The organism is Peribacillus sp. Aquil_B1 (assembly GCF_022603275.1).
GTDB lineage: Bacteria > Bacillota > Bacilli > Bacillales > DSM-1321 > Peribacillus.
The window spans coordinates 35,253-59,780 of sequence record NZ_JAKXEE010000006.1; the positions used below are offsets into that span (position 1 = coordinate 35,253).

Annotated in this window: 28 protein-coding genes and 1 pseudogene; 23 read left to right on the forward strand and 6 right to left on the reverse strand. The window is 36.4% G+C overall.

Annotation, left to right across the window (positions count from 1 at the left end; all coding sequences use genetic code 11):
• The first annotated feature begins 56 nt into the window (after positions 1–56).
• From MPH60_RS24950 to MPH60_RS24990, 10 genes are all read left to right on the forward strand, one after another.
• The gene (locus tag MPH60_RS24950) at positions 57–530 is read left to right on the forward strand and encodes a hypothetical protein (protein WP_241594593.1); all 474 of its coding nucleotides are present in this window, start codon (positions 57–59) and stop codon (positions 528–530) included.
• Positions 531–963: 433 nt separating this feature from the next.
• Positions 964–1,107: a hypothetical protein gene (locus tag MPH60_RS24955; protein ID WP_241594595.1), complete on the forward strand. Its 144-nt coding sequence runs from the start codon at positions 964–966 to the stop codon at positions 1,105–1,107.
• Positions 1,108–1,563: 456 nt separating this feature from the next.
• Positions 1,564–1,770, forward strand: a complete 207-nt coding sequence (locus tag MPH60_RS24960) for a hypothetical protein (protein WP_241594597.1) — start codon at positions 1,564–1,566, stop codon at positions 1,768–1,770.
• Complete coding sequence (locus MPH60_RS24965) at positions 1,767–2,585, forward strand: hypothetical protein (RefSeq protein ID WP_241594599.1); 819 nt, start codon at positions 1,767–1,769, stop codon at positions 2,583–2,585. The genes MPH60_RS24960 and MPH60_RS24965 overlap by 4 nt, the downstream gene beginning before the upstream one ends.
• A 180-nt stretch (positions 2,586–2,765) precedes the next feature.
• Positions 2,766–3,146 (forward strand): helicase HerA domain-containing protein, encoded by a 381-nt coding sequence (locus MPH60_RS24970; protein WP_241594601.1) that lies wholly within the window; start codon positions 2,766–2,768, stop codon positions 3,144–3,146.
• 41 nt (positions 3,147–3,187) lie between these two features.
• Positions 3,188–3,370, forward strand: coding sequence for a hypothetical protein (locus MPH60_RS24975; protein ID WP_241594603.1), 183 nt, complete (start codon positions 3,188–3,190; stop codon positions 3,368–3,370).
• A gap of 18 nt (positions 3,371–3,388) precedes the next feature.
• On the forward strand, positions 3,389–3,973 hold the full coding sequence (locus tag MPH60_RS24980; RefSeq protein ID WP_241594605.1) for a conjugal transfer protein TrbL family protein: 585 nt from the start codon (positions 3,389–3,391) through the stop codon (positions 3,971–3,973).
• A gap of 452 nt (positions 3,974–4,425) precedes the next feature.
• On the forward strand, positions 4,426–4,905 hold the full coding sequence (locus MPH60_RS24985; protein WP_241594612.1) for a hypothetical protein: 480 nt from the start codon (positions 4,426–4,428) through the stop codon (positions 4,903–4,905).
• A gap of 129 nt (positions 4,906–5,034) precedes the next feature.
• The gene (locus MPH60_RS28055) at positions 5,035–5,202 is read left to right on the forward strand and encodes a PAS domain-containing protein (RefSeq protein WP_442957030.1); all 168 of its coding nucleotides are present in this window, start codon (positions 5,035–5,037) and stop codon (positions 5,200–5,202) included.
• A gap of 126 nt (positions 5,203–5,328) precedes the next feature.
• Entirely contained in the window at positions 5,329–5,562 is a 234-nt protein-coding gene (locus MPH60_RS24990) for a hypothetical protein (RefSeq protein ID WP_241594613.1), read from the forward strand.
• A gap of 421 nt (positions 5,563–5,983) precedes the next feature.
• On the opposite strand, the gene MPH60_RS24995 is transcribed toward MPH60_RS24990, so the two are convergent.
• The 3 genes from MPH60_RS24995 to MPH60_RS25005 form a co-directional block, all read right to left on the reverse strand.
• On the reverse strand, positions 5,984–6,262 hold the full coding sequence (locus tag MPH60_RS24995; RefSeq protein ID WP_241594615.1) for a hypothetical protein: 279 nt from the start codon (positions 6,260–6,262) through the stop codon (positions 5,984–5,986).
• A gap of 5 nt (positions 6,263–6,267) precedes the next feature.
• Positions 6,268–6,450 (reverse strand): IS110 family transposase, encoded by a 183-nt coding sequence (locus MPH60_RS25000; protein WP_241594617.1) that lies wholly within the window; start codon positions 6,448–6,450, stop codon positions 6,268–6,270.
• Between the two features lie 148 nt (positions 6,451–6,598).
• The gene (locus MPH60_RS25005) at positions 6,599–7,306 is read right to left on the reverse strand and encodes an IS6 family transposase (RefSeq protein ID WP_241594619.1); all 708 of its coding nucleotides are present in this window, start codon (positions 7,304–7,306) and stop codon (positions 6,599–6,601) included.
• A gap of 328 nt (positions 7,307–7,634) precedes the next feature.
• Between MPH60_RS25005 and MPH60_RS25010 the strand changes: the two genes are divergently transcribed.
• From MPH60_RS25010 to MPH60_RS25030, 5 genes are read left to right on the forward strand one after another with little or no spacing between them, the layout of a single operon-like run.
• Positions 7,635–8,093, forward strand: coding sequence for a VOC family protein (locus tag MPH60_RS25010; protein ID WP_241594620.1), 459 nt, complete (start codon positions 7,635–7,637; stop codon positions 8,091–8,093).
• Between the two features lie 47 nt (positions 8,094–8,140).
• Positions 8,141–8,893, forward strand: coding sequence for an SDR family NAD(P)-dependent oxidoreductase (locus tag MPH60_RS25015; RefSeq protein WP_241594621.1), 753 nt, complete (start codon positions 8,141–8,143; stop codon positions 8,891–8,893).
• A gap of 14 nt (positions 8,894–8,907) precedes the next feature.
• Entirely contained in the window at positions 8,908–9,948 is a 1,041-nt protein-coding gene (locus tag MPH60_RS25020; RefSeq protein ID WP_241594623.1) for a TRAP transporter substrate-binding protein, read from the forward strand.
• A gap of 47 nt (positions 9,949–9,995) precedes the next feature.
• Positions 9,996–10,484: a TRAP transporter small permease gene (locus tag MPH60_RS25025; RefSeq protein WP_241594625.1), complete on the forward strand. Its 489-nt coding sequence runs from the start codon at positions 9,996–9,998 to the stop codon at positions 10,482–10,484.
• A 15-nt stretch (positions 10,485–10,499) separates the two neighbouring features.
• Positions 10,500–11,798 (forward strand): TRAP transporter large permease, encoded by a 1,299-nt coding sequence (locus tag MPH60_RS25030; protein WP_241594626.1) that lies wholly within the window; start codon positions 10,500–10,502, stop codon positions 11,796–11,798.
• A 66-nt stretch (positions 11,799–11,864) separates the two neighbouring features.
• Here MPH60_RS25030 and MPH60_RS25035 read toward each other — a convergent pair whose 3' ends face one another.
• Positions 11,865–13,535 carry a sigma-54 interaction domain-containing protein gene (locus MPH60_RS25035; RefSeq protein WP_241594628.1) on the reverse strand — a complete coding sequence of 557 codons (1,671 nt, stop codon included), beginning with the start codon at positions 13,533–13,535 and terminating at the stop codon, positions 11,865–11,867.
• A 183-nt stretch (positions 13,536–13,718) separates the two neighbouring features.
• Here MPH60_RS25035 and MPH60_RS25040 point away from each other — a divergent pair, with 183 nt between their 5' ends.
• From MPH60_RS25040 to MPH60_RS28060, 8 genes and pseudogenes are all read left to right on the forward strand, one after another.
• Entirely contained in the window at positions 13,719–14,702 is a 984-nt protein-coding gene (locus tag MPH60_RS25040) for a thiamine pyrophosphate-dependent dehydrogenase E1 component subunit alpha (RefSeq protein WP_442957028.1), read from the forward strand.
• 19 nt (positions 14,703–14,721) lie between these two features.
• Positions 14,722–15,702, forward strand: a complete 981-nt coding sequence (locus MPH60_RS25045) for an alpha-ketoacid dehydrogenase subunit beta (protein ID WP_241594629.1) — start codon at positions 14,722–14,724, stop codon at positions 15,700–15,702.
• A gap of 12 nt (positions 15,703–15,714) precedes the next feature.
• Positions 15,715–17,049: a dihydrolipoamide acetyltransferase family protein gene (locus MPH60_RS25050; protein WP_241594630.1), complete on the forward strand. Its 1,335-nt coding sequence runs from the start codon at positions 15,715–15,717 to the stop codon at positions 17,047–17,049.
• A 12-nt stretch (positions 17,050–17,061) separates the two neighbouring features.
• A complete protein-coding gene (gene lpdA, locus MPH60_RS25055; protein WP_241594631.1) occupies positions 17,062–18,444 on the forward strand; it encodes a dihydrolipoyl dehydrogenase in 1,383 nt (460 codons plus the stop codon).
• A 14-nt stretch (positions 18,445–18,458) separates the two neighbouring features.
• Positions 18,459–19,211, forward strand: coding sequence for an SDR family NAD(P)-dependent oxidoreductase (locus MPH60_RS25060; RefSeq protein ID WP_241594632.1), 753 nt, complete (start codon positions 18,459–18,461; stop codon positions 19,209–19,211).
• A 23-nt stretch (positions 19,212–19,234) separates the two neighbouring features.
• Positions 19,235–20,668 (forward strand): aldehyde dehydrogenase family protein, encoded by a 1,434-nt coding sequence (locus MPH60_RS25065; RefSeq protein WP_241594633.1) that lies wholly within the window; start codon positions 19,235–19,237, stop codon positions 20,666–20,668.
• A gap of 28 nt (positions 20,669–20,696) precedes the next feature.
• A complete protein-coding gene (gene aroE / locus MPH60_RS25070; protein ID WP_241594634.1) occupies positions 20,697–21,530 on the forward strand; it encodes a shikimate dehydrogenase in 834 nt (277 codons plus the stop codon).
• Between the two features lie 195 nt (positions 21,531–21,725).
• Positions 21,726–21,881: pseudogene (locus MPH60_RS28060) on the forward strand (GNAT family N-acetyltransferase); the annotation flags it as partial.
• Positions 21,882–22,045: 164 nt separating this feature from the next.
• On the opposite strand, the gene MPH60_RS25075 reads toward MPH60_RS28060, so the two are convergent.
• On the reverse strand, positions 22,046–23,569 hold the full coding sequence (locus MPH60_RS25075) for a CoA-acylating methylmalonate-semialdehyde dehydrogenase (protein WP_442957031.1): 1,524 nt from the start codon (positions 23,567–23,569) through the stop codon (positions 22,046–22,048).
• Between the two features lie 31 nt (positions 23,570–23,600).
• Positions 23,601–24,503, reverse strand: coding sequence for an NAD(P)-dependent oxidoreductase (locus MPH60_RS25080; protein ID WP_241594636.1), 903 nt, complete (start codon positions 24,501–24,503; stop codon positions 23,601–23,603).
• Between the last annotated feature and the right edge of the window lie 25 nt (positions 24,504–24,528).

A 24,528-nucleotide genomic window follows, 5' to 3' on the forward strand; every position in this document is an offset into this window, starting at 1 on the left:
AATTCAAGAGTAGGAGCAGCATCTTCTTTTAGTTGTGATACAAGGTGGTGTTAACGTTGTCCAATAGAAAAATCACTCCAGGTAGGGGAATTCAATATACCCCAAAAACCTCCATAAAATGGGCTAATGAATTTAATGAGTTGGTAGACAGCTTTAAAAGCAGAAATGAACTTATTAGCGCGCTTATTGAAGATGGATTAAAGGTTCGGAATGGATCTTATAAAGAACAAGGTATTTACCTTCCACTAGACACCTTTGCGAATGATCAATTAGCACTTTTGAAAACGGAGGAAGGGCAAAGGATTCTTTATAATATCGTTTCTTTAATTGTAGGGAATCCAGAAGGGGCAGCGCTTGCCCAGCAAATGGTGCAGCCAGTATCCCAGAAAAGTAAGCCAGCTTCCTCATCAATCGTTCCATCTGAAGCACCTGTGAATCATGAAGAATATGCTAAGGAAGGAAAGGGTCAATCAAACGAAGCCCTTTCTAAACTTTTGAAGTTAGGGAAGATGACTAATTTAAAGGGATAAAACTAGAGTTCAGATATTTGTAAGAGGCTGATTCAAAAAGGTCGTTGAATAGCGACTAATTTAAATCAGTCTCTTTTTTGTTAATTTTACACCCAAATCAAATGGAAAGAGCCCTTTTTAACTGGAAATTTTATATATAGGGGGTTCCATCGAGCGGCTGGATCTTTATACAAAGTTCTCAAAGCAGGACGTACATTTTATATTCAAAGATTTTGTAAAAATTTGTATTTAAGTAATATTGGTAAGTGTAAGCGTTTTCTTTTATAATAAAAACAGGCGATGTTATCTTGGTGTAGGCAGGGCCAATACAACATTTATAAAAATGATGATTCATTTAAAAATTATTATTTCTAAACAGAAAATGTAATGAATTTCAAATTGGTGTGCTTAAGGTTCTGAATGATATTAAGGATAAAGTAAAGGGGAGGAAAAGATGGAAGAAGAAAATAAAACCCCATTTGTCAATTTTATTCAGGAAGATCGATTTGAACTTAACTCCTACCTTAATTATTTATTTAACCAATTTAATGATTATGTTCCAAAGCATATGGAAGACGCTAAAATAATGAAACAATAACGATAATATAACAACAAAAATACGCGGCTGCATTATTCCTTGAGAATAATACAGCCGCGTATTTTTGTTTTCTTTCTTCTTAAAAGAAGGTTTTTACCGTTATGGACTTAAAAAACTTAATTGAAATCAGAATCTAGCGGTTGATCTAGCCAGAAAAGATCAAGGATAAGTAAAAAGAATAATAACAAGACTAAAGTCTCTAGAATACTAACCAGAAAAGTTAGGGTTATATGACTACGAATCCCATCAACAGGTTCATTTTTTGTATTTTTTTGGCTGATTTAATCAATAAAAGGAATATCACTGGTAAAATACAAGCAAGAGAGACGTCAAAGGTAATGCAATAGCATCCTTTTTAGTGGAGAGGGAAAATTGGTTTGTGTATGAGATACAGATGAACTCTAAGTTGTTTCATTCTGTAAAATCATTTCGATTCAGTAAGGAGATGATCTTGTTATGAGAAATGATTCGATTGAAAGATCGGTCAACGATTCCATGCTTACGATTGCTGAGTCTATTCTACAAATAATTGAACAGTCTAAACAAAAAAGTTTAGATAAGACAAGTCTCATGAATAAGGAAAAGAACGTTGGAAACAAGATTCCACTTCTTGGTCAAGCGAAGAGAAGACAGAGGCTGAGTATGAGCTATATTACGCCATGATAAAGGAACGTCACCCTCAGTTATTCGAAATAAAAGGGAATTATATTGAAGCATTCCCAGTCGATAAGGAAAAAAGTGTTTTTTTCATCCTGAAAGATAAAGATGCGTACTTCGGGGTGTATAAACAAGAATCTAAGGAAGCGCACATCGTCACACCAGTATTTCCAACCAAAGAGGCTTTGCTTCAAAAAACACTCGGAACCTCCCATTTTGAAAAGTTTAGAATGCACTCATTCTTCATTGAAGATGATGGAAAAGCATTCTCCCTCCATGACAATAAACAACTTCGGCTAAATTTAGCAAAATCTTATAAAATCCTAACAACTTATGAAAATATCGAACAAGCACGCACCTTTGTTGTAAAAGAGGAATTGAAAAATGATCCTAAACTTAGAAAACAATCTCTTCGTAGGGCTTTAGAAGAGCATTTTATTCCTTCAGATCTTTTAGGAAAGACCGTTACAATCCAAAATATTTCAAATAATGGTCAAGGGACAAGGCTATCACTAGAACCGTCCAATTCAGAAGGCATGAACAGCTATTACAATGACTCTATTAAAAATAAAGAGGCTGAACTATTAAAAACAAGAGATCCAGCCACCCGCATCAGGTTGCAATCCGAACTGGAAAGCGCAAAATTTCAACTAAATCAGGTACTATCCAATCGTTCTACCTTTATGTATCTGTATACATACATCTTCATTCAAGCTACATCCTTAGAAGAGCTGAAGACCTTTGAAGACGATGTCCAGAGGATTTTAACGAAACTAAGAATGAAAGCTCTAAACCCTCATTACGCAACACCGATGGCATAATTCTGGTCGGCTATGCCTTTAGGGGATGATCAATTAAAGGATTATACCTATCAGATGTGCAACAGTGAAGCGGCATCTTCTTTCTTTCCGTTCGATGATTAAGAGATTTGCTGTTTATCCCCGACGGCTCAGGTGGAAGGGATTAATAAGACAACCAATTCGTTGGTGGCGATAGATTATTTGGATACACAACGTACATTAAATCAAAATATGGTTGTCATTGGGACATCAGGTGTTGGAAAATCTACCTTTATGGTTCAAAAGATTCTTCGCTGCTACGCCATGGGGATCAAGATATATATCATTGACCCAGAAAATGAGTACTCGCATATAGTGAAAACCCTTGGAGGTGAGGTTGTTCATCTCAGTAGTAACAGTTCAACGAAAATCAACCATTTGGAGATATTCTCCACAGAAGTTACGGACACCGAAGACTTTAATGATGATGCAGAATTCATTAGGGACCTTGTGAAACAGAAGGTTCAACGTCTAAAGGCCTTTTTCAAAGTTTTGAAAGCTGACTTATCCCAAGTTGAATCTAGTATTTTAGATAGACACTGATCAACCTTCATAATCGTTTCTCCATTAAGATGTGAATCAATTTGTTTGATTTTAAAGAAAAGATTGTAGAAGCTATTCAGGGGATGCTAGAGGAATTTATTGAATGGGCACTTTTAATGTGTAATGATCTTTTACTAAAGCAAAATGCTGAAGTAGAGTTCTTTTCATCCGTCAATAATCTCTTGCTTGCCCTAACCTCAACGATATCTGTAACGAACATTTAATATAAGATTATAGAGGTTATGTCAAGAAACGCAGCAGGAGATGCCATTGCATACGGACCTGTGATTGTAAATACGTTAAAAAGCGCCCGACTGATTCCAGCGATGCCTTTTGTTCAGAAAATCTTATTAGAAGAAGTTGCTTATAATATGGGAAACTGGATTATTGGAGAAGGAAGTAGGGTTAGTAAGGAAAAAATAGCAGTTATGTTAGAACCCAGCCACTTTGAAACACTTCATTTCCAAGTGGCTGCTCTTCTTATATTGTTAGCTGTCTTTGCAATAGCGTTTATAGCATTCTTATTTTCAGTAGCCATTTTCCACGCGGACGTGATGTTCCTATATTTATTAAGCCCTTTGGCTTGTGTGTCGGTTATTGCGGATGATATTGAATATTTAGGAGTTTGGTGGCGTGAATTACTAAGTCTGATCGTTACGATTCTTTCCAAAATCTTTTTATTTGTAATAGCTTTAAGTATATTAATCAATGAAAACCTTACATTTCTTAATTTCCCATTACTCATGGGATGCTGTATTCTTCTGATAAAGAGAGTCCTTCGGTTCTTAGAAACTTGTGGTATTCATCTGGTTCTGGAAGGGGAATGATGGGTGCTATGGGAGGTACAACAAAACTAGCAGCTAGAAGATTTTTATTAAAAAGATAGAGAAAAGGCGACTTAATTGTCGTTTTTATTTTGCACTCAGAATAAAGGTGTTGAAGTACATATTCTCTTATTCAACATTGCATCGTCCTAGTTCTGGAATACATAAGTAAGTTGAACCAAAAAACTACTCGATAGGAGCGTTAAAAAGAACAATCATCATAGATTCCAGGAGAAAAAATTATCTTGTTGATCTCGTGAGGTTTGCTTATGAATTATTTTAGTAATAACCTCGATAGAATATATATTTCGATCTAATATGCAAGTATACAAGGTAATCCAAAATAAATGTTTCAAAGTGATTGGATTATGTTTCGAATTGTATACAGGATGAATTGAAGGAAGTATGGTGATGAATACAGAATAAGTCAATAAGATGATTTAGGAGGGAATTGCATGACATACTTGGAACAATTTGCACGTAATCGGAGAAGAAGAGAAAAGACCGAGGTATTAACCGCACGCATTCCAGAAAGCTTGTACGGTGATTTCAAAGGTTACTGTGACGAACTGAATTTGTCTATCAGTGAAGCGGTTTGTCTCCTGGTAGAACGTGAAATGGCAGGGAATGAAAGGGTTTTTGGAGAACTAGCATTCACGGACGAATACAAAATGAATGATGATGTAGTCAATGTGAATACAGAGGTGGTCAATAAGGTTGCGAAAAGAAGTCATTCAAATACAAATAGATTCGTGACGACACAATGGCAAGTAGACGCACAGCTTCCATGTCCATATTGTGGTCAGTGGTTGGCAGCGACTAACTTCGCCAGACATGCCAAGCGACACCTAACAACCACACAGGATATTTTTACGAATGAGAAATTTAGAGAGAAAATCAAAGAAATGATCCAGGCGAAAAAAGCTGAAAAATGAACTAAATGAAGAGGTGATTTTGGATTAACAATAGTATATAAGAGTGAAGAGAGTTTATTCCTTGAAAGAGCAATCAAATAATAAAACACAGCTTCTATAAGTGAAAACAGCATAGGCTGGTGGAAAGCAATTATAGAGTCAATCAATGACGGTGTTCTAATGATTGATCATAGTGGGTATGAACGAATGATCAATATTGAATATACACGTATTACTGGTTTACCAACAGATATTATAGGGAAGCCACTGGAAAAATATCGGCCCGAGCGTAACCTGAACTTTCCGCAGATTCATTGAGACCATTAAAACTTTCTAAACGTTGTAAATCCACATTTGATTATGCTACCCCAATTATGTTTTTACTTTCTAAAAAATCTTTCAATCTACACTATTTTATTGGATGATCTTATTAGGAGGTGATTTATGGTGAACGAAAAATGTTCCCTTTACGATAAATTACCGATAGATTTATTAGCTGGGTTTTATTTTGAAATAAATAAGAACATTGAAAAGGGAATCTTGTCTGATGCCATGTATCATGAAATTAGATTAATGGAACAATCAGCATTAAGAAGGGGGATCTCACTTGAATACATACATGATAAGGGTCCCCGTATAATTGAAGCTGAGAAACTACTAAGAGGAACAACCAAGTAAAACTAAAGCGTAGAGTAAGAATTCTAAAATGTTTTCTAGTAGTCATTAGAAATGTAAGCGTTTCCTATTATAATAAAAATGGGTTGGATGGCATGTGTGGCTGTCATAGTATCTGGCGTAGGCGGGGCCGATACCGGAAGAGGACTTAGAGAACATATCCTTTTTTAGCTGAATAAAATCATACATAAACAATAAAAGTGAAAAACGATAGACCCTTTGGCTCCCAAAGGGTCTATTTTGGTGTAACTTCCTCTAATGGAGATGTGATTTTTAATTTAATCGATTAGAGAGAACTGCTCCTAGAGCGTTTGGCATCTCTTTTTTGTATGAAAACACATTAGTGAAAGACCATACTAAAATAAGCCCATCATAATTCTAGTTTTTTGAAGGACTAAGTGTACTATGTCGATATTTTGATTGGTTATGCAGTTTGTTGTTCAGATGGAGCGATTGTATAGCCTTTCTTTTTTAGGTATTCGATCATTTTTAATTCTTTGTTAATTTGTTTTTCTTCAAGGTAATTTGAGCCTAGTTCATGATAAGGTTCTCCTGTTTTTAAGATGTTGTAAGCAATTGTTACTAGTAAATGGGCAGAAGCGATTCGTCCTTTCATTTTTCCTTGCCGTTTGGTCATCCTTTTTCGATGTGAAGCTATTCGATTATTTTGCCTTGATGTCGCTAATACACATTCTACGGCCATCGTTTTTAAAGCTTTATTTCCTTGTGTGGTTTTACTCGTTTTTTTTTACCGGCACTTTCGTAATTTCCAGGACTCACACCAGCCCAAGAGGCAAGATGTTTAGCTGACTTAAATACGGACATATTTACACCCATCTCCGCAATAAAAGTAGCAGCGGCAGCTTTATTCACACCAGGTATACCATCCAATAATTCTACTTCCTTACGATAAGGGGACAGGAGTTGATCGATTTATTTTTCCAATTCTTCTATGGTTTGATCTAAATAACCCATATGCGGTTTTGGTGCAAAGATTGCATTTATTGAAAGAGGTATAGATTCCTAATGGAATCTGTTCTTATACAGTAATTCCAAATAGTTGATGAATGAACTTCACTTGATTTTGGACAGACTTGTCCCGTAAAGCAAGTTGTCCTTTTTTAATGATATGCATCGCTTCTATTCCCGAAAGAATAGATTTAGCTGTACGAAAAGATTTCAATCCTAACATCGAACGAACTCTCTTTTTAATAAAACGATGATCTTGTTCAACGATGTTATTAAGATATTTTATCTGCCTTATTTGGATGCCTACGGGCATCTTTTTCTCTTTCTTCAATTCTTCAATCGCAATAGGATAGGCTGGGTTCTTGTCTACTATGATAACACGGGGCTTTGAAACATAAAAAGACCGCAAAGCTTTCTTGAAAAAGCGCTTTGCAGCCTTATGATCTCTTGTTTTGCTTAAATAAAAATCAATCGTATTTCCTTCTGAATCAACGGCACGATATAGGTACATCCATTGACCTTTGACTTTCACATACGTCTCATCGACTCGCCAAGAATCATTGGTTGGCTTAAGATGACGCCGTACTTGCTCATCTAATTCAGGACCATACTGGTGAACCCAGCACATGATGGTTGTTTGAGCAATAGATAGTCCGCGTTCTTCCATCATTTCAACTAAATCACGAAAACTGAGGTTGTACCGTAGGTACCATCTTACGGTTAATAAAATAATATCAGGTTGATAATGTTTCCACTTGAATAGATTTTGCTTTTCCATACTGATCACGTCCTTTTTTTTAGAGTACTAGTATCAGTATGTCCAAGTTTGGGAGATTACTTGCAGATATTTTGAAGTTTTTGCACCAGAACCCTTTTTAGTACCAACATTAGAAATGGATTTTGTACATACACGTTTATCACTAATGAAAAAACTGCAAAATGATTAAAGTTCAGCAGTTTTTTTGTGTTATTATTGCATCACTATTGTAAAAATGCATCAAAAAATAGATAAGAAAGTGTTTTAATAGTGTTTTATCAATAGAAAAAAGTTGGCACGGATTTTGCATTATGTATAATTTAGAAAACGAATGAAGAGGAGGGTGAAAATGAATAAAGGTAAGATAGTTGGATTTATTCATAGTGGTATCACTGTAAAAAACTTAGAAAATGCTCTTGATTTTTATGTGGACACATTAGGCTTGGAACTTTTATCAACTCAAGTTGCGAATAGTGACTATATATTTGATATTGTTGAAACTCCTGGATTAAAAGAGATCAAGATTGCTTTCGTTAAAATTCCCGGAGGCCAGGTCATAGAAATTTTAGAATATGTGGGCATCGATACTTATTCAGGCAGTGCACGACCGTGTGATTATGGAACAGGGCATATTTGTTTACGTGTTGAAAATTTGGAAGAGATGTTTGAAGAATTGAAAGCTATAGGGGTTAAATTCAAATCTAAAAAGGTGGCTACGATTACAGCCGGTGCAAATAAAGGCTCAAAGGCTGTTTATATGTTTGATCCAGATGGCTATATCATTGAGTTAATGGAAAAATGCAACTGAGATGTTAGTTCTTATTTGTAAGCGAATACATAAGGGAGGCGAAAGCAATGAAAGGGTTGAACAATAGAAAGGCCATTGTAACGGGCGCAGCACAAGGTTTAGGTTTAGCGATAGCTGAAGGGCTATGTGAATATGGAGTAAAAGTATGTATTTTAGATATTTCACCGAATTTGAATCAAGTGGTAGAAGAGTTGAGACAGAAGGGCTATCAAGTAGAAGGGTTACATGTGGATTTATCTCAGCAAAATCAAATTCTTGATGTATTTAATAAGGCTATTGAAAGGTTAGATGGTGAATTAGATATTTTAGTCAATAATGCCGGTATTCATAAACCAATGCCAGCAGTCGATTTATTGGTTGAAGATTTTCAGCGGGTGATGGACGTCAACGTAACGTCTGTCTTCCAACTATGCAAACTTTCAGGTCAGATCATGAAAAAGAAAGGAAAAGGGAAAATCATCAATATAGCATCTGTACTAGCAACACAAGGAGGTTTTAATGCATCTGCTTATTCCACTAGTAAAGGAGCGGTCGCACAATTGACTAAATCCTTATCAAATGAGTGGGCAAAAGAGGGGATTAATGTGAATGCCATTGCACCGGGCTATTACAATACAGAATTAAATAAGTTCATTCTTGAAGATGAAGAAAGACTTGCATCATTAGTAAGTCGTATTCCCGCAGGCCGATTTGGCAACCCAGAAGAACTTGCCGGAACCGTACAATTTCTAGCTTCAAGTAAATCAGATTATATTAACGGTGTTATCATTCCGGTTGATGGTGGATTTTTAGGTAGATAAAGGAGGTAGTTGTGATGAATTTGAAGGTGAAATCAATCTTTCTATCGTTGGTTGCCATTATTTTGATTCTTTCAGGATGTAACGCCCAGGCAGTAGATGGGACAGTCGGTTCTGACGGCGAAAAAGTAGTGATCAGAATGGCGAATTTAGTAGCAGCCGAAAATTTTTTGAATATTGGCTATGAAAAATTTAAAGAGGTTGCTGAATCAGAAAGTAATGGGCAAATTGAAGTTCAAATTTATAACAGTGGCACTTTAACGACTTCAGAAGATATTGAATATGAAATGCTTCAAACGGGTGTATTGGATATTGTAACAAATGCAGCGTTCGTAGTAGCAAGCAATGCACAAATACCTGCCTATAATATTTTTGATGTACCGTTCTTATTTTCTAATGAAGATGAAATGTATACGTTAGTAGATGGTAAGTATGGGGATATTTTAAAAAACAGTTTGGAAGAGAATTCAAATGCTTATTATCTGGGTGCTTTTAGTATCGGTTCATTTGCTATCGCAAATGACAACCATAAGGTTCGTAAACCTTCAGATTTAAAGGGATTAAAAATCAGAAGTACAACAACACCGCTTCAATCAGGAACAATAGCGGCAATGGGAGCGAACCCTACACCCATTTCTTATGGTGAAATCTTCACTTCTTTGCAGCAAGGAACGATTGATGGTGTGCAGACTACCACACCTTTAATTTACGGTGATAAGTTTTATGAAGTGGCGAATCATTTGACTCTAACAAGACATTTCCCATTGCCACATATCATGATGATGAATAAGAAGTTTTACGATGGCTTAACTGATGAAATGAAGGCGGTTATCAATAAAGCGGCAGAAGAGCAAATTAAATATGCGAGAGAACTGGCTGTGGAAGCTGAAAAGAAAGCGATTATCGGGATGCAAGAAGACGGTGTTGAAGTCGTGGAGTTGACACCAAAAGAGCTGGAAGCATTCAAAGAAGCTGTTCAGCCAGCTATCGATAATAATATTGATAAAGTCGGGATTGAAAACTATGAAATGGCTCGAAATATTTTGGAAAAAAATTAGTTATCTACTATTAGTAGAACTCAATAATAGAAATTTGAGGTGAGATTATGAATGAAGAGAAAGTGGATTATTCGTTAGAGGGATTATTTTGCGTGTTATTACTGGTCATTATGACGGTACTTATGTTTACTGAAGTTGTGGCAAGATACATTTTTGGTTCATCATTTATCTGGATAGAAGAATTAACGAGATATTTATTTATTTGGCTAACATTTATTAGTGCAGCCTATGTAACGGCTACCCAATCTCATATTAAGGTTGAGGTGGCATTATCCATATTTCCTAAAAAGGCACAACCAACGATTAAAAAAATCGGATTACTTATTTGGTTAATATTCTCGATTGTGATTACCTATGTTGGTTTTAACTATTCCTTCACGATGTTGGATGTTGGCGGAAATTCACCTTCATTGGGATTGGCGAAAGGCATTGTCTATTTAGGTATTCCAATAGGATATTTACTCATGAGTCTAAGGTTAATAATTCAATTATTTAAAGAGATTACTAATCCAGAGGTTCAAGATATTGAACAGTAGAAAGGGGTGAGTTCGATGGGTACAGTAACATTAATGCTATTTGGCATATTGGTTATTCTTGTTTTATTTAATGTGCCAATTGCGATCGCATTAGCAGCTGCAAGTCTATTGGTCGTATTAATTGAAGGGTCTGTTCCATTATCATTATTTATTCAGACTTCGTTTAGTTCCATGGATTCATTTCCGTTAATCGCCATCCCATTTTTCATTCTAGCGGGTGATATTATGAGCAGGGGAGGCATGGCAAGAAGGTTAGTAGACTTCATTCAAAGTATTGTTGGATCATTAACGGGGAGCTTAGGCATTATTACAATAATCGCTAGTTTTATATTTGCGGCTATTTCTGGATCAGGAGCGGCTACTGTAGCAAGTATCGGTGCCATTCTTATACCTTATATGTTAAAAAGCGGATACGCACCTGGTTATGCAGCTTCTATTTCTGCTAGTGCAGGCGCATTGGGTCCAATTGTGCCACCTAGTATTGTCTTCATTCTCTATGCAGTCATGTCGAATACTTCAATAAGCGATCTATTTATTTCAGGTATTATTCCTGGTATTTTAGTTGCGATTGCATTATTAATAGTTAACTATTTTATTTGTAAAAAAGAAGGTTTCGGTTCTTTAAAAGTTGCTTTAGAGGAAAAAGAAAAGGTAGGATTTTGGAAAGCATTGAATGAAGCGAAGTGGGCCCTGCTAGCACCTATTTTAATATTGGGTGGCATTTACGGGGGGATTGTAACGCCTACTGAAGCAGCGGTTGTGGCCGTTGTCTATAGTTTGATTATCTGTATTTTCTTCTATAAAGAAATAAATTTCAATGATTTTATAGGGATATTTTTGAAATCAGCTCATACATCGGGTTCCGTTTTAATCTTTGTAAGTGCAGCATCATTTTTTGGCCAAATATTATCGATTGAGAGAATACCGCAATTTTTAGCTGATACATTAGCAAGTTGGACGACAAATCCATTAATCATTTTACTATTGATTAATATTTTCTTACTTATTGTTGGTATGTTTATGGAAACAGTAGCAGCGGTATTAATTTTTGTGCCATTATTACTTCCAATTGTCATTCCTTTAGGTATTGATCCGATTCATTTTGGTATGATTGTTTGTTTGAATTTAAGTTTAGGATTAATTACACCGCCATTAGGAATTAATTTGTTCATAGGAAGTAATATCGCTAATGTTCCATTTGAAAGAACGTTTAAATATGTAGCACCCATTTTTGGGGCCTTACTCATTGTCTTGCTAATCATTACTTACGTACCTTCCATTACGTTATTTCTTCCGAATTTATTAGGAGGCTAAAAAAAACGAGAATCGTCTTAATGACGGTTCTCGTTTTTTTAAGTGATCAATGAAGAGGGAAGCAAACTATTCGGTTTTATCAATCTTATATTTTTGCATTTTTCTTACTAGCGTTGATTGGTCAACTTTTAATGCGGTTGCGGCTTTTCGGATACTTGGGAAACGGTCGATGGCGTTTCTGATAATCTCTGTTTCATATGATTCTACGCGATTCTTTAATGAATCCAGATCTTGGCTGTCAGAAGACGAATCGGAAGACGATGTATTCACGTTGAATTGGAAACCATCATTAAATTGTAATTCCTTTTGTAAATCATCAATATTTATTTCGGGATTTAAACTCATTAAGGCAATTCTCTCGATTAAATTTTGTAATTCACGTACATTTCCTGGCCAGTCATAATTTATGAATGCATTTAAAGTATCGTTTGAGAATTTGCGATTAATGCCATACTTATGATTAATGGTATTTAAGAAATGATAAATTAGTGGGATAATATCTGCTTTTCTTTCTTTCAAAGAAGGTATTTTAATAGGGATGACGTTTAACCGATAATATAAATCTTCTCTAAATTGGCCATTAGTTATCATTTTGGATAGATCACGATGTGTTGCCGCAATAATTCGAATATCTACAGGGATTGGTTTTGTTCCGCCCACGCGTGTAATTTCATGTTCTTGTAAAACTCGTAATAATTTCACCTGTAATAGGAGCGGCATTTCACCTATCTCATCCAAAAAGATCGTGCCGTGATTAGCTGCTTCAAATAATCCCGCTTTTCCTTTTTGATTGGCACCTGTGAAAGAACCAGATTCATAGCCGAACAACTCCGACTCTAATAATGCTTCTGGTATCGCTCCACAATTAATTTTGATTAGAGGATAATCTTTTCTAAAACTATGGCGGTGGATTAATTCAACGACCTTCTCCTTACCTACCCCTGAAGCTCCTTGAATTAGGACCCCGGAATCGATATGAGCAACTCTTAATGCTCGATCTAATACGTCTTTCATGATATCTGATTGAGCAATAATAGAAAGTTTCGGATCATTTTGTTCTTTTAATAGCTCTAATTCTTCGTGAATTTGCTGGTTTTGTTGTTCTAATTGCTGAATTTCAGATTCAAGTGCATTTAAATGGGTTAGGTCTCTTACATTATTGACGACTTTTTCGATTTCACCTTTATTATTTCGAATCGGCGCCGCCGACACCAGAACGGTAGCTCCTGTGCTTATTTTCTGAATAATGGTGACCTCTTTATTATCTCTTAAAGCTTTTAAAGAAGCAGAAACATCTATGATTCCTTCATCTTCAAGTTCTTTTAAACTTCTGCCAATACAATTTTTTGCAGATAAACCTGTAATTTGTTCGTAAGATGGATTTTGATGAATGATGATCCCGTCTTTATCGCAAATGACTATCCCGTCAAAAGAGGAATTAATAACCTCGTTTAATTCCTTTCTTAAAGCTTGTAAGGATTCTTTTTCTTTTTTTAATCTCACTAACTCATTCATGGGATTAATTAAAACAACAAGTTGTTTGTTGTTTATAAAAGTTGTAATTTCCGCTGGGTAATTAATCAAGCTGAAAGATTCAGCACCTTTCAAAGTTGACTCGACAATCGTATCGAAATAGTAGTTGTATTTTTTGGCTATTGAATTTGAAAATAATACTTCGCCTTGTTTATTTAATATAAGGACACCAATGATGTTGACTTTAGACAGGATGTTCTCCATAAACTTACCTCCTTGCATCGTTTGCAACTAAAATGATGACATATTGCATCAATTTAATCGATTATACATCATTTTATAATAGAAAAATAGAAATAATATGAAAAAGAAAGCGTTTTAAAGTTGGCACGTAACTTGCATTAAAAATAGTGAGAGTACTTTCTTAAAAATCTAGGAGGTAAGTATATGTCTAAATTAATAGAGAAAACTTCTTTTTCATCCGTTCAGTTACAAACGATGTTATACGACATGATGGTAATAAGAAGTTTTGAAGAAACCGTTGAAAAATTATTTCAACAAGGGGAAATTCATGGAACGATGCATTTATGTATTGGACAAGAAGCGACAGCGGTGGGTGCATGTGTACCGTTGACAGACGAAGATAAAATTACAAGTACTCACCGTGGTCATGGGCATAGCATTGCAAAAGGAACAAAAGTCAAAGGGATGATGGCTGAATTACTTGGAAAAGAAACAGGCTATTGTAAAGGGAAGGGAGGGTCCATGCACATTGCAGATTTAGATGTGGGTAATTTAGGTGCGAATGGTATTGTTGCAGCGGGTTTACCTTTAGCAACAGGTGCAGCCTTAACCTCAAAAATGAAAGATTTAGGATATGTGGTGGTGTGTTTCTTTGGAGATGGTTCGACCAATGAAGGAGCGTTCCATGAATCACTTAACTTAGCATCCATTTGGAACTTGCCTGTTATTTTTTTCTGTGAAAATAATTTATACGGTATGTCAGGATCGATTAAAGAAATGACGAATATTGATAATATTGCAGACAGAGGGACAGCATACGGTATTCCAAGCGAGACGATTAATGGAAACGATGTATTAGAAGTTGTGAAAGCAACAGAAAAAGCAGTTGAAAGAGCAAGAAAGGGCGAAGGTCCGACGTTAATTGAGGCCCACACTTATAGATGGAGAGGACATTCACGAAGTGATGCAAGGAAATATAGAACAAGGGAAGAAGAAAAAGAATGGAAAAAAATGAGAGATCCCATCGCATTATTTAAAAAGCAATTAATTGACGAAAACGTAATAACAGAAGAAGAATTTATGGAGTTGGATAAAAAAGTTCAAGCTGAAATAGATGAAGCGGTTGAATTTGCTGAGAATAGTAAGTCGCCAGGCTTAGATACGTTAGAAACTGACATTTATGCATAATAGAAAGGTGATGAATAGTGTGAGAGAAATTACTTATTTAGAAGCGATTCGAGAATCAATGAGTCAAGAAATGCGCAAAAATGATGATGTTTTCATTATGGGAGAAGATATCGGGATTTATGGAGGAGCTTTCGGATTAACTAATGGGATGATTGAAGAATTTGGTCCGGAGCGTGTAAGAAATACCCCAATTTCTGAGGCAGCTATAAGTGGATGTGCAGTTGGTGCAGCCATGACGGGTATGAGACCTATTTTAGAACTTCAGTTTTCAGATTTCATTATGATAGCTACCGATAATATTGTTAACCAGGCTGCAAAGACGCGATATATGTTTGGGGGAAAAGCCAAAGTTCCTGTAGTTATTAGGCTCCCAGGGGGATCGGGTGCAGGATTTGCTGCACAGCATTCACAAAGTTTAGAAGCTTGGATGACACATGTACCAGGCCTGAAGGTTGTTCAGCCTTCAAATGCTTTTGATGCAAAAGGTTTAATGAAGGCAGCGATTAAAGATGATAATCCCGTTTTATTTTATGAGCATAAACTTCTTTACAATACTAAAGGAGACGTGCCAGAAGAAGATTATGAAATTCCATTGGGTCAGGCGGATATCAAAAAAGAAGGTGCGGATATCACAATCGTAGCGACAGCAATCATGGTTAATCGAGCACTCGAAGCAGCAGAAGAACTTGAAAAAGAGGGGATTAACATAGAAGTGATTGATCCTCGTACTTTAGTGCCGTTAGATATAGAAACTATTATAAATTCCGTAAAGAAAACAAGTCGCGTCTTAGTTGTATATGAAGCGGTAAAAAGAGGAGGATACGGTGCGGAAATCGCGAGTATGATTGCGGAAAGTGATGCATTTGATTTCTTAGATGCTCCAATTAGACGCTTAGGTGGAGTTGCGACACCAATACCCTATAATCCAGAATTAGAAAAAGCAGCAGTTCCACAGGTAAATGACATTGTTCAAGAGTGCAGAAAATTAATGAATAAGTAAGGAGGTGTCATGATGGTATCAGAAGTAGTCATGCCTAAACTGGGCGCAACAATGGAAGAAGGAACAATAGTCTCTTGGTTAGTCCAAATTGGTGAAATGATCGAAGAAGGAGATCCCATTGCTGAGATTCAAACGGATAAAATAGTGATGGAGATTGAAGCAGAGACGACGGGTGTTTTATTGAAAATTTTATACGATGCTGGCTCTGTCGTAAAAGTACATGAAATCATTTCATATATAGGTGAAGAAGGCGAAAGTGTAGAAGGATTAGAAAAACAATCGCCACACGCTTCTCATGAACCTATAGAAGAGAAGCAAACCCCGCCTGAAAAAGAAATGAGTAAAGTAGGACAGCCAAACCATGATAACAAAATCAGAAGAACACCTGCTGCAAGAAAGCTTGCTATAGATAATCAAATAAATTTAAAGGAAATTGTTGGATCAGGTCAGCTTGGGCGTATTCATAAAATGGACGTTGAAAGATTCTTAGAGGAGCATCCTAAGAAAATCACACCATTAGCGAAGAAAATCGCTCATGATCATGGGATTAATTATACCGATATGACTGGATCAGGTTTACATGGGAAAATTCTCAAAAATGATCTTGTTTCTTCAAATGGGGCAAGTGCAAAAGTTGAGAATTCAAATACAAATCAAGTCGATAAACGAGTGCCATTTAAAGGCATGCGTAAAGTCATAGCGGATAGAATTTCTGAAAGTGCCTATACAAATCCACATGTAACCCTCTTATCAGAAATTGATATGAGTAATAGTGTATCACTTCGTCAAGACTTATTGCCAGTTATTGAAAAAGCGGAAGGTTTAAGAATATCTTTCAATGAAATTTTGATTAAAGCAACAGCATTTGCTCTAAAACAAAACCCAAGTATCAATATTTCCTTAGAGGAAAAAGAGATTGTCTACCATTCACGTATAAATATCGGCATGGCTGTTGCAGTTTCGGATGGTTTAGTAGTTCCCGTTCTAAGAGATGTTGATAAAAAAGGATTGGCCACTCTTACAAAAGAAGCTAAAAGTATTGGTAAGCAAGCCCGGGAGGGACAACTTTCTCTTGATGATATGCAGGGAAGCACTTTTACCATCAGTAATTTAGGTATGTATGCCGTTGATGGATTCACACCGATCATTAATAGTCCCAATGCAGCTATTCTAGGCGTAGGGCGCATTCAGAAAAAGCCGGTCATCGTGAATGAGGAAATAGCCATTCGATCAATGATGAGCCTAAGCTTATCTTTTGACCACCGAATTATTGATGGCGCTCCTGCAGCAGCATTCTTGACAGATTTAAAAGATGTACTAGAAAATCCATTCAAATTAATGATATAAGGTGGTGTCAGAATGACTTCTTACGATGTAGTAATTGTTGGCGGTGGTCCAGGCGGATACGTTGCCGCAATTAGAGCTGCCAAAAAAGGTAAGCGGACAGCACTTGTGGAAGCAGGTCATTTAGGTGGTACGTGTTTGAATAGAGGCTGTATTCCTTCAAAAACTTTATTAAAACATGCACAAATTATAGAAGAAATTGAAAAAGCAAAAAACTGGGGAATTAAAACGGAAAATGTAAGCTTTTCATTGAAAGAAATGTTTGCGCGTAAAGATCAGGTTATTACAAAACTGCGAAGTGGAATCGAACATTTATTAAGTATGGGGAAAATCGATGTCTATAACGGATATGGAACCATTCACGCTGAAAAAAAAGTAACGATTCAAACAGAAAATGAAACGAAACAAATTACTGGTGAAAAAATCATCATTGCGACAGGAAGCCACCCTTTCGTACCGCCAATTGATGGCCTTCATTCAGTTGATTTTCAAACAACCGATACTATTTTTGATATCACGGAGATCCCCCAATCCATTGTGATTGTGGGCGGAGGCGTCATAGGGGTTGAGTTTGCTAATATATTTGCTAGTTTGAAAGCGAAGGTCACGATTGTTGAACTAGGTGAAAGAATCATATCAACAGAAGATGAAGATGCTGCGAAAACTTTACATAAAAGTTTAAAGAAGAAAGGCATTAAAGTTTTAACGAAATATCAAGTGACATCCATAAAAGAAAGTAATAATCAAAAGACAATATCCATTGCCTCGCAACAAGGTAAAACAGAGACCCTCATAGCAGATGAAATACTTCTGGCAGTTGGCCGAAAACCTAATCTCTCTAGTGTTTCTGAACTGAATCTTACTATGAATGGTGGACATATAGCAGTCAATGATTATCTGGAAACGAGCAAAAAAGGTTATTTTGCTGTAGGTGATGTTATTGGGGGACTGCAATTAGCGCATGTTGCGAGTGCAGAAGGGATAGTAGCTGTCGAAAATTTAGATGAAGAAAAAGAAAAGATGAATGATAAAGTGATGCCTCGTTGTATCTATACAAACCCACAAGTCGCTAGTGTTGGGATGAGTGAAGTGGAACTTAAAGAAAAAAATATCCCGTATAAGATAAATAAATATTCCTTTTCGGGAAATGGGAAAGCTCTGGCATTGGGTGAAACAGAAGGGTTTTCTAAAGTGATGATTGATGAGAAATATGGGGAAATATTAGGCGTCGTTATGGTAGGTGCTAATGTCACTGAATTGATTAGCCAATCATCGGCTTTTATGTATCTTGAAGGAACGGTGGATGAACTTGCACAAATGGTACAACCTCATCCCTCTCTCTCTGAGGTATTAATGGAATCTGCAAATATACTAATTGGAAAGGGAATTCATTCTTAATGGGAGGTAAGGATATGTTTGATTTAAAAGGTAAAAAGGCCATTATAACTGGTGGAGCTCAGGGATTAGGATATTCAATGGTAGAAGCATTTCACAATGCGGGTGTAGAAATTGCAGTGATAGATATTTCGGATGAGCTATCTCTTATTTCTAGCAAATTAGAAGCCACTGAAGGTCAAATCCATGCTATTAAAGGGAATTTATTAGATGTGGAAAGTTTAAGAGAGTCGTTTAACGAAGCTTTAGAGAAATTGGGCGGAACTGTTGATATTTTAATTAACAGTGCGGGGTTAATTGAAAGAAAACCAGCTCTTGAGTTTTCGCTCGAAAGTTGGAATAGAATTTTAGGACTGAATGTAACGGCCGTTTTTGAATTATCTAGATTAGCTGCAGTAGAAATGCAGAAGCAGGGGGCGGGAAAAATCATTAATATGGGATCCATACTATCTGTATTAGGTGGTTTTAATGCGGCTGCATATTCTACTAGCAAGGGTGCCGTTTTACAATTAACAAAGTCTTTGTCTAACGAGTGGGCTGAGTATGGTATTCAAGTGAATGCCATCGCACCAGGCTATATGTTAACTACGATGAATACGGATCTAATGAATGATCCAGTGAGAGGGGCACAAGTAGAGGCTAGAATTCCTGCTAAAAGATGGGGAACACCTGAGGATGTTGCAGGTGTCGCTTTGTTTTTAGCTGCTCCAGCTTCAGATTATGTGACAGGCACATTAATTCCTGTAGACGGTGGCGTATTAGGAAGGTAACTGAAAAATAGAAGGAGTGTGAGATGGGATTGAAAAAAAAACTATTTATCAATGGTGAATGGATCGAATCTGAACAATATGCTGATTTAATATCCCCTTATTCAGAAGAGAAAATTGCCGAGATTCCTCAAGCATCAGAAAAAGAAGTGGATGCAGCTATCGATGCTGCCTATAATAATCGAGCAGTGATGGCAAAGTTAACAGCTTATGAAAAAGCTGACATATTAGAAAAATTAGTTGGCTTGCTAAATGAAAATAGATTAAAGGCTGCTCAAATCATTTCCTTGGAATCTTCAAAACCATTAAAATTCTCTTTAGGAGAAGTAGACAGAACGATTGAAACGTATAAATTCGCAGCTGAAGAAGCCAAACGCATTCATGGTGAAATGATTCCTTTGGATGCTGCTAGAAATGGTGCAAACCGACTGGGATATACATTAAGAGAGCCTATCGGTGTCGTGGCGGCTATTACACCATTTAATTTTCCGATGAATTTGGTTGCTCATAAGGTGGGCCCAGCCATTGCAGCTGGTAATACCATTGTATTAAAACCAGCATCTCAAACTCCTTTGTCGGCTTATTTTCTTGCCGAGCTATTGGAAGAAGCCGGATTACCAAAAGGTGCATTAAATGTGGTGAGCGGAAGTGGAAGTTTGGTTGGAGAGAGATTAGTAACAAGTGATAAGGTCAATATGGTTACTTTTACTGGAAGTCCTGAAGTAGGGATTGGTATCAGAATGAAGGCTGGTTTAAAGAAAGTGGCATTAGAACTGGGCTCTAATGCCGGTCTTATAATAGATGATGGAGTAAATCTGGATAAAATAATTCCAAAGTGCGTAATAGGTGCTTTTTCTAACCAAGGACAAATTTGCATTTCTCTTCAAAGGATCTATATTCATGAAAATTCATTTGAGGCATTCACGGAAAAATTTAAATTGGCGACAGAGCAACTTGTATTGGGAGATCCGTTAGATGAAAACACAGATTTATCATCACTCATTTCTAGAAAAGAACAAGAAAGAGCAAAAGCTTGGATTGATGAAGCGGTTAGCGATGGTGGACAGATCATTTCGGGTGGTCGGATTGAAAATAATATTTTGTTACCGACTGCCCTTGTGGATGTAGGATCCGATTCAAAAATATCCTGCCAAGAAGTTTTTGCACCGATTGTGACGATTAATCCAATTAAAAATGTAGATGAAGCAATCGACTACATCAATGATTCAAGATTTGGGCTACAGGCGGGGATTTTTACAAAGGATATCCATACAGCAATGCATGCTTCTAAGCGACTTGAAGTAGGTGGCGTTATGATTAATGATATTCCAACATATCGAGTAGATCAAATGCCATATGGGGGAGTTAAAGAAAGCGGTAATGCGCGTGAAGGGTTAAAATATACCATTGAAGAAATGACAGAAATGAAATTAGTTGTTTGGAATCAAGAAGAATTTTAACGATTATTTTGTTTAGCGAGGGATATAGATGAAAGAATTATTTGGCATAATAGGAAACCCGATAGGGCACTCCTTGTCACCCTTAATTCAAAATGAATCTTATGAATTACATGAAATAAATGCGCATTTTCAAGCTTTTCATGTGGAGCATGAAGATTTAGAGTCAGCTATTAAAGGCATGAAAGCGATTGGTATAAAAGGGTTTATGGTAACGGTTCCCTTTAAAGCGGAAGTGATCCCTTTTCTAGATGAAGTAGACCCGATAGCCGAGAAAAAGAAGGCAGTCAATGTTGTACAACTGATTGATGGAAAATATGTTGGGTTTAACTTTGATGGAGAAGGCTGTCTTAAAGCATTATTAGAAGACATGAACAGACAAAGCCTACAGAATGAAAATATTCTTATTTTAGGTGCTGGGGGAGCGGCACAATCCATTTTTTATACGCTATCTCACTTTGATGATGTACATATAGATCTTGCTAATAGGACGATTGAGAAAGCTGAAGCATTAAAAGAGTTAGGTGGAAATCACAGACATACAAGTGTAATTTCCCTTGAAGAAGCAGAAATCAAGCAGAATGAGTACGATATAATTATTCAGACAACATCTATTGGGATGTGGCCGGATATAGATCAATCACCTATTAACATAACTAATCTAAAAAAAGGTGCATTTGTTTCGGATATAATCTATAATCCTGCAGAAACGAAAATATTAAAACAAGCTCGTGAAAATGGAGCGAATACACAAAATGGTATAAAAATGCTTGCATTTCAAAATGCACTTTCGATTGAAAAATGGACGGGACAGAAAGTAAATTATCAAAAGATGATAGATTCACTTACAAAAGCTTTAAGATAAGCGTTCCCTATTTAACAGTGGATAACTATAAAGGCAAAGGGCTGTCCAATTTATGGCACCCTTTGCCTTTTATTAGGTTATTCCTTTTTTATATTTGATCAGGGAAGGATAAATCCCTGGGTTTTTTGAAGGAGGTATTGAAGTTATCAAACTTTGTAAAGATGAGCCAAGTGTTTTGGAAAGGGATGTGTAGTGATGGAAATACTTTTTGATAGGCAAAATGAACGAGATGCGGAAGAGTTATTTACATTTGAATGCAATAATAGAAGGTTTTTTGAACAAACGGTCCCAAGTCGTGGAGATGATTATTATATCTTCGAAACGTTCAAAAATAGACATAGGGAATTATTATCTTGAGTTCCTTAATTTCGTAGATAAATTAATAAATTAAAGCAAAAAAACGCTTGGAATCATAAAATCATCCAAGCGTTTTACGCTTATTTCAATATATTTCATTTGTTAATTACATTTCCCTATGAAAATTCGACTTATCTCCACGTAATGAAATTATTTAGTTATTGATTACTTGGAAAAGAAAATTCCACTTTATTTTCGTTGTCTTTGGATTCAGGCCATCTTTCTGAAACCGTTTTGGTTTTTGTGAAAAAGCGAATGGTGTCTGGACCAAACATGTGGCCTTCCCCGAATTTCGAACGCTTCCACCCTCCAAAGTTGTAGTATCCGACTGGTATCGGAATCGGTACGTTCACACCGACCATTCCCACTTCAATTTGTTCTGAGAACTTTCTTGCAGCAGGTCCATTTTCTGTAAAAATCGTAACGCCATTACCATATTCGTGATTATTAATTAATTCAATCGCTTCGTTTAAGCTATTCACGCGTACCACAATACGTGCCGGTCCGAACACCTCATCACGATAAATATTCATATCAGGAGTAACATGATCTAAAATCGTTGGTCCTAAATAAAAACCTTTTTCCGTTTCACATATTTTTGGATTCCGGCCATCCACATATAATTGTGCACCTTCTTCAAGACTTTCATTAATGTACTTGATAACGGTATCCTTTGATTCCTGTGTAATTACAGCTCCGAAGTCTGCATTCTTGTCATTATATGCCCCTACTTTTAATTCTAGTACACGAGTTTTTAATTTTGCTACAAATGCATCAGCTGTTGCTTTACCAACTGGAACAGCTGCTGAAATCGCCATACAGCGTTGGGATGCAGAACCAAACGCTGCACCTAGGAATGCAGTAACAACTTGATCTAAGTCAGCATCCGGCATAATAATCATATGATTCTTTCCTCCACCAAAAGAAGCTACTCTCTTATTATTACGGCTTCCTTCGTGATAAACATATTCAGCTACCCTAGTAGAACCTACAAAAGATATGGCACATACTTTTGGATTTTTAAGTAATGCATCAACTGCCTCTTTGTCACCGTTAATGATACTCCAAATCCCATCTGGTAGGCCCGCTTTTTTCCATAGATCCGAGATAAATAAAGCTGAGTTCGGAACACGTTCAGAGGGTTTTAAAATTACTGCATTTCCACAAGCAACTGCCATAGAAGTCATTGCGAGCGGTACCATTACTGGAAAATTGAATGGAGAAATTGCTGCAACTACACCTAGAGGTTGTTTCATTGAAAAAGAGTTGATATTTCCACCAACATTGACAGAGTATTCACCTTTTAACATATGTGGAGCATTTATCGCTAAATCAACCGATTCAATTCCTCTACTAATTTCACCTTTTGCATCAGAAATTGTTTTGCCGCTTTCAAGACCTATTATATTTGCCAGTCGTTCTGTTTCCTCTATTAGAAGGCTTCTAAAGCGATGAATAACTTCCACTCTTTTTGCTACAGACGTATTTTTCCAAGCTGAAAAAGACGAATGTGCCACTTCAATTGTTTCATTTACTTCCTCTACAGAAGCATATGGACAAAAAGCCGTTACTTCACCCGTTGAAGGATTATATACCTTTCCAAAGCGTTCACTTCTGCCAGGTTTCATTTCTCCACCAATAAAATGAGTTAATATTTTCGTATTAAATTCACTTTTAATCATAGTCATATTATTTATTCCTCCAAATTTATTATTATTTTTTTTGTATTGTTTTTTCAGCTAGCTTCTTAGTCATTAAGTAAACTGCAGACATATCATTCTCTCCATAACCTTCATTTGCCGCCTGCGTATACCAATCTACCAAGTGGTCTCCAATTGGCAGTTTAATTTCACATTCCTCAGCCATTTGCTTAGCTATTTTTAAATCTTTTAACAACAGATTTGTTGTAAAGCCAGGTTCAAAGTTATTTTCGGCGATATACTCCTTATAATTTCTTTCATATATTCTGCTTTGGCCATAACTTACATTTAGGATTTCAAACATACGCTCGTGATCTAATCCCATATTTTTACCAAGAGTTAGCGCTTCCCCAACTGCTTGGGTATAGAAGCCGATCATCAAATTATTGATTAACTTAATCACAGTGCCACTATCTGGATTTTCTCCAACATGAAACAGATTTTTTCCTAGAATATTTAGCAGTGGCTGCACTTCATCAAAGTATACTTTAGGTCCGCCAACCATAAATGTTAGGGTTGCATTAACGGCACCAATAACACCGCCACTTACTGGAGAACCTAAGTATCTTAAGTTGTTTTTCTGGCAAGCAGTAAAAACTTTACGGTTTAATTCTGGTGTTACTGTACTTGTATCAATAATCATTAAATTATCAGCACCATACTTAATAATACCTTCTTCGAAAAATGTCATCTCAACAATAGCTGGTGAAGGTAAACTAATAAATATCACATCTGCATGTTGGAGAACTTCTTTAATACTTTGACATACATGTCCACCATTTTCTTGAAATTTGACAAGGGCTGTTGGATTAATGTCAAAACCGTATACTATATATTCGTGACTAATCAAATTCTCTGCCATAGGTAAACCCATATTTCCTATTCCGATAAACCCTATCCTTTGTTTTAAACTCATCTCTCTTTCTCTCCTTCAGGTATCA

Bases quoted from the DNA above. Each gene is read 5' to 3' on its own strand.
- MPH60_RS24955 (WP_241594595.1), top strand. From the start codon at position 964: ATGGAAGAAGAAAATAAAACCCCATTTGTCAATTTTATTCAGGAAGAT.
- MPH60_RS24960 (WP_241594597.1), top strand. From the start codon at position 1,564: ATGAGAAATGATTCGATTGAAAGATCGGTCAACGATTCCATGCTTACG.
- MPH60_RS24965 (WP_241594599.1), top strand. From the start codon at position 1,767: ATGATAAAGGAACGTCACCCTCAGTTATTCGAAATAAAAGGGAATTAT.
- MPH60_RS24980 (WP_241594605.1), top strand. From the start codon at position 3,389: ATGTCAAGAAACGCAGCAGGAGATGCCATTGCATACGGACCTGTGATT.
- MPH60_RS24985 (WP_241594612.1), top strand. From the start codon at position 4,426: ATGACATACTTGGAACAATTTGCACGTAATCGGAGAAGAAGAGAAAAG.
- MPH60_RS24990 (WP_241594613.1), top strand. From the start codon at position 5,329: ATGGTGAACGAAAAATGTTCCCTTTACGATAAATTACCGATAGATTTA.
- MPH60_RS24995 (WP_241594615.1), bottom strand. From the start codon at position 6,262: ATGGCCGTAGAATGTGTATTAGCGACATCAAGGCAAAATAATCGAATA.
- MPH60_RS25005 (WP_241594619.1), bottom strand. From the start codon at position 7,306: ATGGAAAAGCAAAATCTATTCAAGTGGAAACATTATCAACCTGATATT.
- MPH60_RS25010 (WP_241594620.1), top strand. From the start codon at position 7,635: ATGAATAAAGGTAAGATAGTTGGATTTATTCATAGTGGTATCACTGTA.
- MPH60_RS25015 (WP_241594621.1), top strand. From the start codon at position 8,141: ATGAAAGGGTTGAACAATAGAAAGGCCATTGTAACGGGCGCAGCACAA.
- MPH60_RS25020 (WP_241594623.1), top strand. From the start codon at position 8,908: ATGAATTTGAAGGTGAAATCAATCTTTCTATCGTTGGTTGCCATTATT.
- MPH60_RS25025 (WP_241594625.1), top strand. From the start codon at position 9,996: ATGAATGAAGAGAAAGTGGATTATTCGTTAGAGGGATTATTTTGCGTG.
- MPH60_RS25030 (WP_241594626.1), top strand. From the start codon at position 10,500: ATGGGTACAGTAACATTAATGCTATTTGGCATATTGGTTATTCTTGTT.
- MPH60_RS25035 (WP_241594628.1), bottom strand. From the start codon at position 13,535: ATGGAGAACATCCTGTCTAAAGTCAACATCATTGGTGTCCTTATATTA.
- MPH60_RS25040 (WP_442957028.1), top strand. From the start codon at position 13,719: ATGTCTAAATTAATAGAGAAAACTTCTTTTTCATCCGTTCAGTTACAA.
- MPH60_RS25050 (WP_241594630.1), top strand. From the start codon at position 15,715: ATGGTATCAGAAGTAGTCATGCCTAAACTGGGCGCAACAATGGAAGAA.
- lpdA (WP_241594631.1), top strand. From the start codon at position 17,062: ATGACTTCTTACGATGTAGTAATTGTTGGCGGTGGTCCAGGCGGATAC.
- MPH60_RS25060 (WP_241594632.1), top strand. From the start codon at position 18,459: ATGTTTGATTTAAAAGGTAAAAAGGCCATTATAACTGGTGGAGCTCAG.
- MPH60_RS25065 (WP_241594633.1), top strand. From the start codon at position 19,235: ATGGGATTGAAAAAAAAACTATTTATCAATGGTGAATGGATCGAATCT.
- aroE (WP_241594634.1), top strand. From the start codon at position 20,697: ATGAAAGAATTATTTGGCATAATAGGAAACCCGATAGGGCACTCCTTG.
- MPH60_RS25075 (WP_442957031.1), bottom strand. From the start codon at position 23,569: ATGATTAAAAGTGAATTTAATACGAAAATATTAACTCATTTTATTGGT.
- MPH60_RS25080 (WP_241594636.1), bottom strand. From the start codon at position 24,503: ATGAGTTTAAAACAAAGGATAGGGTTTATCGGAATAGGAAATATGGGT.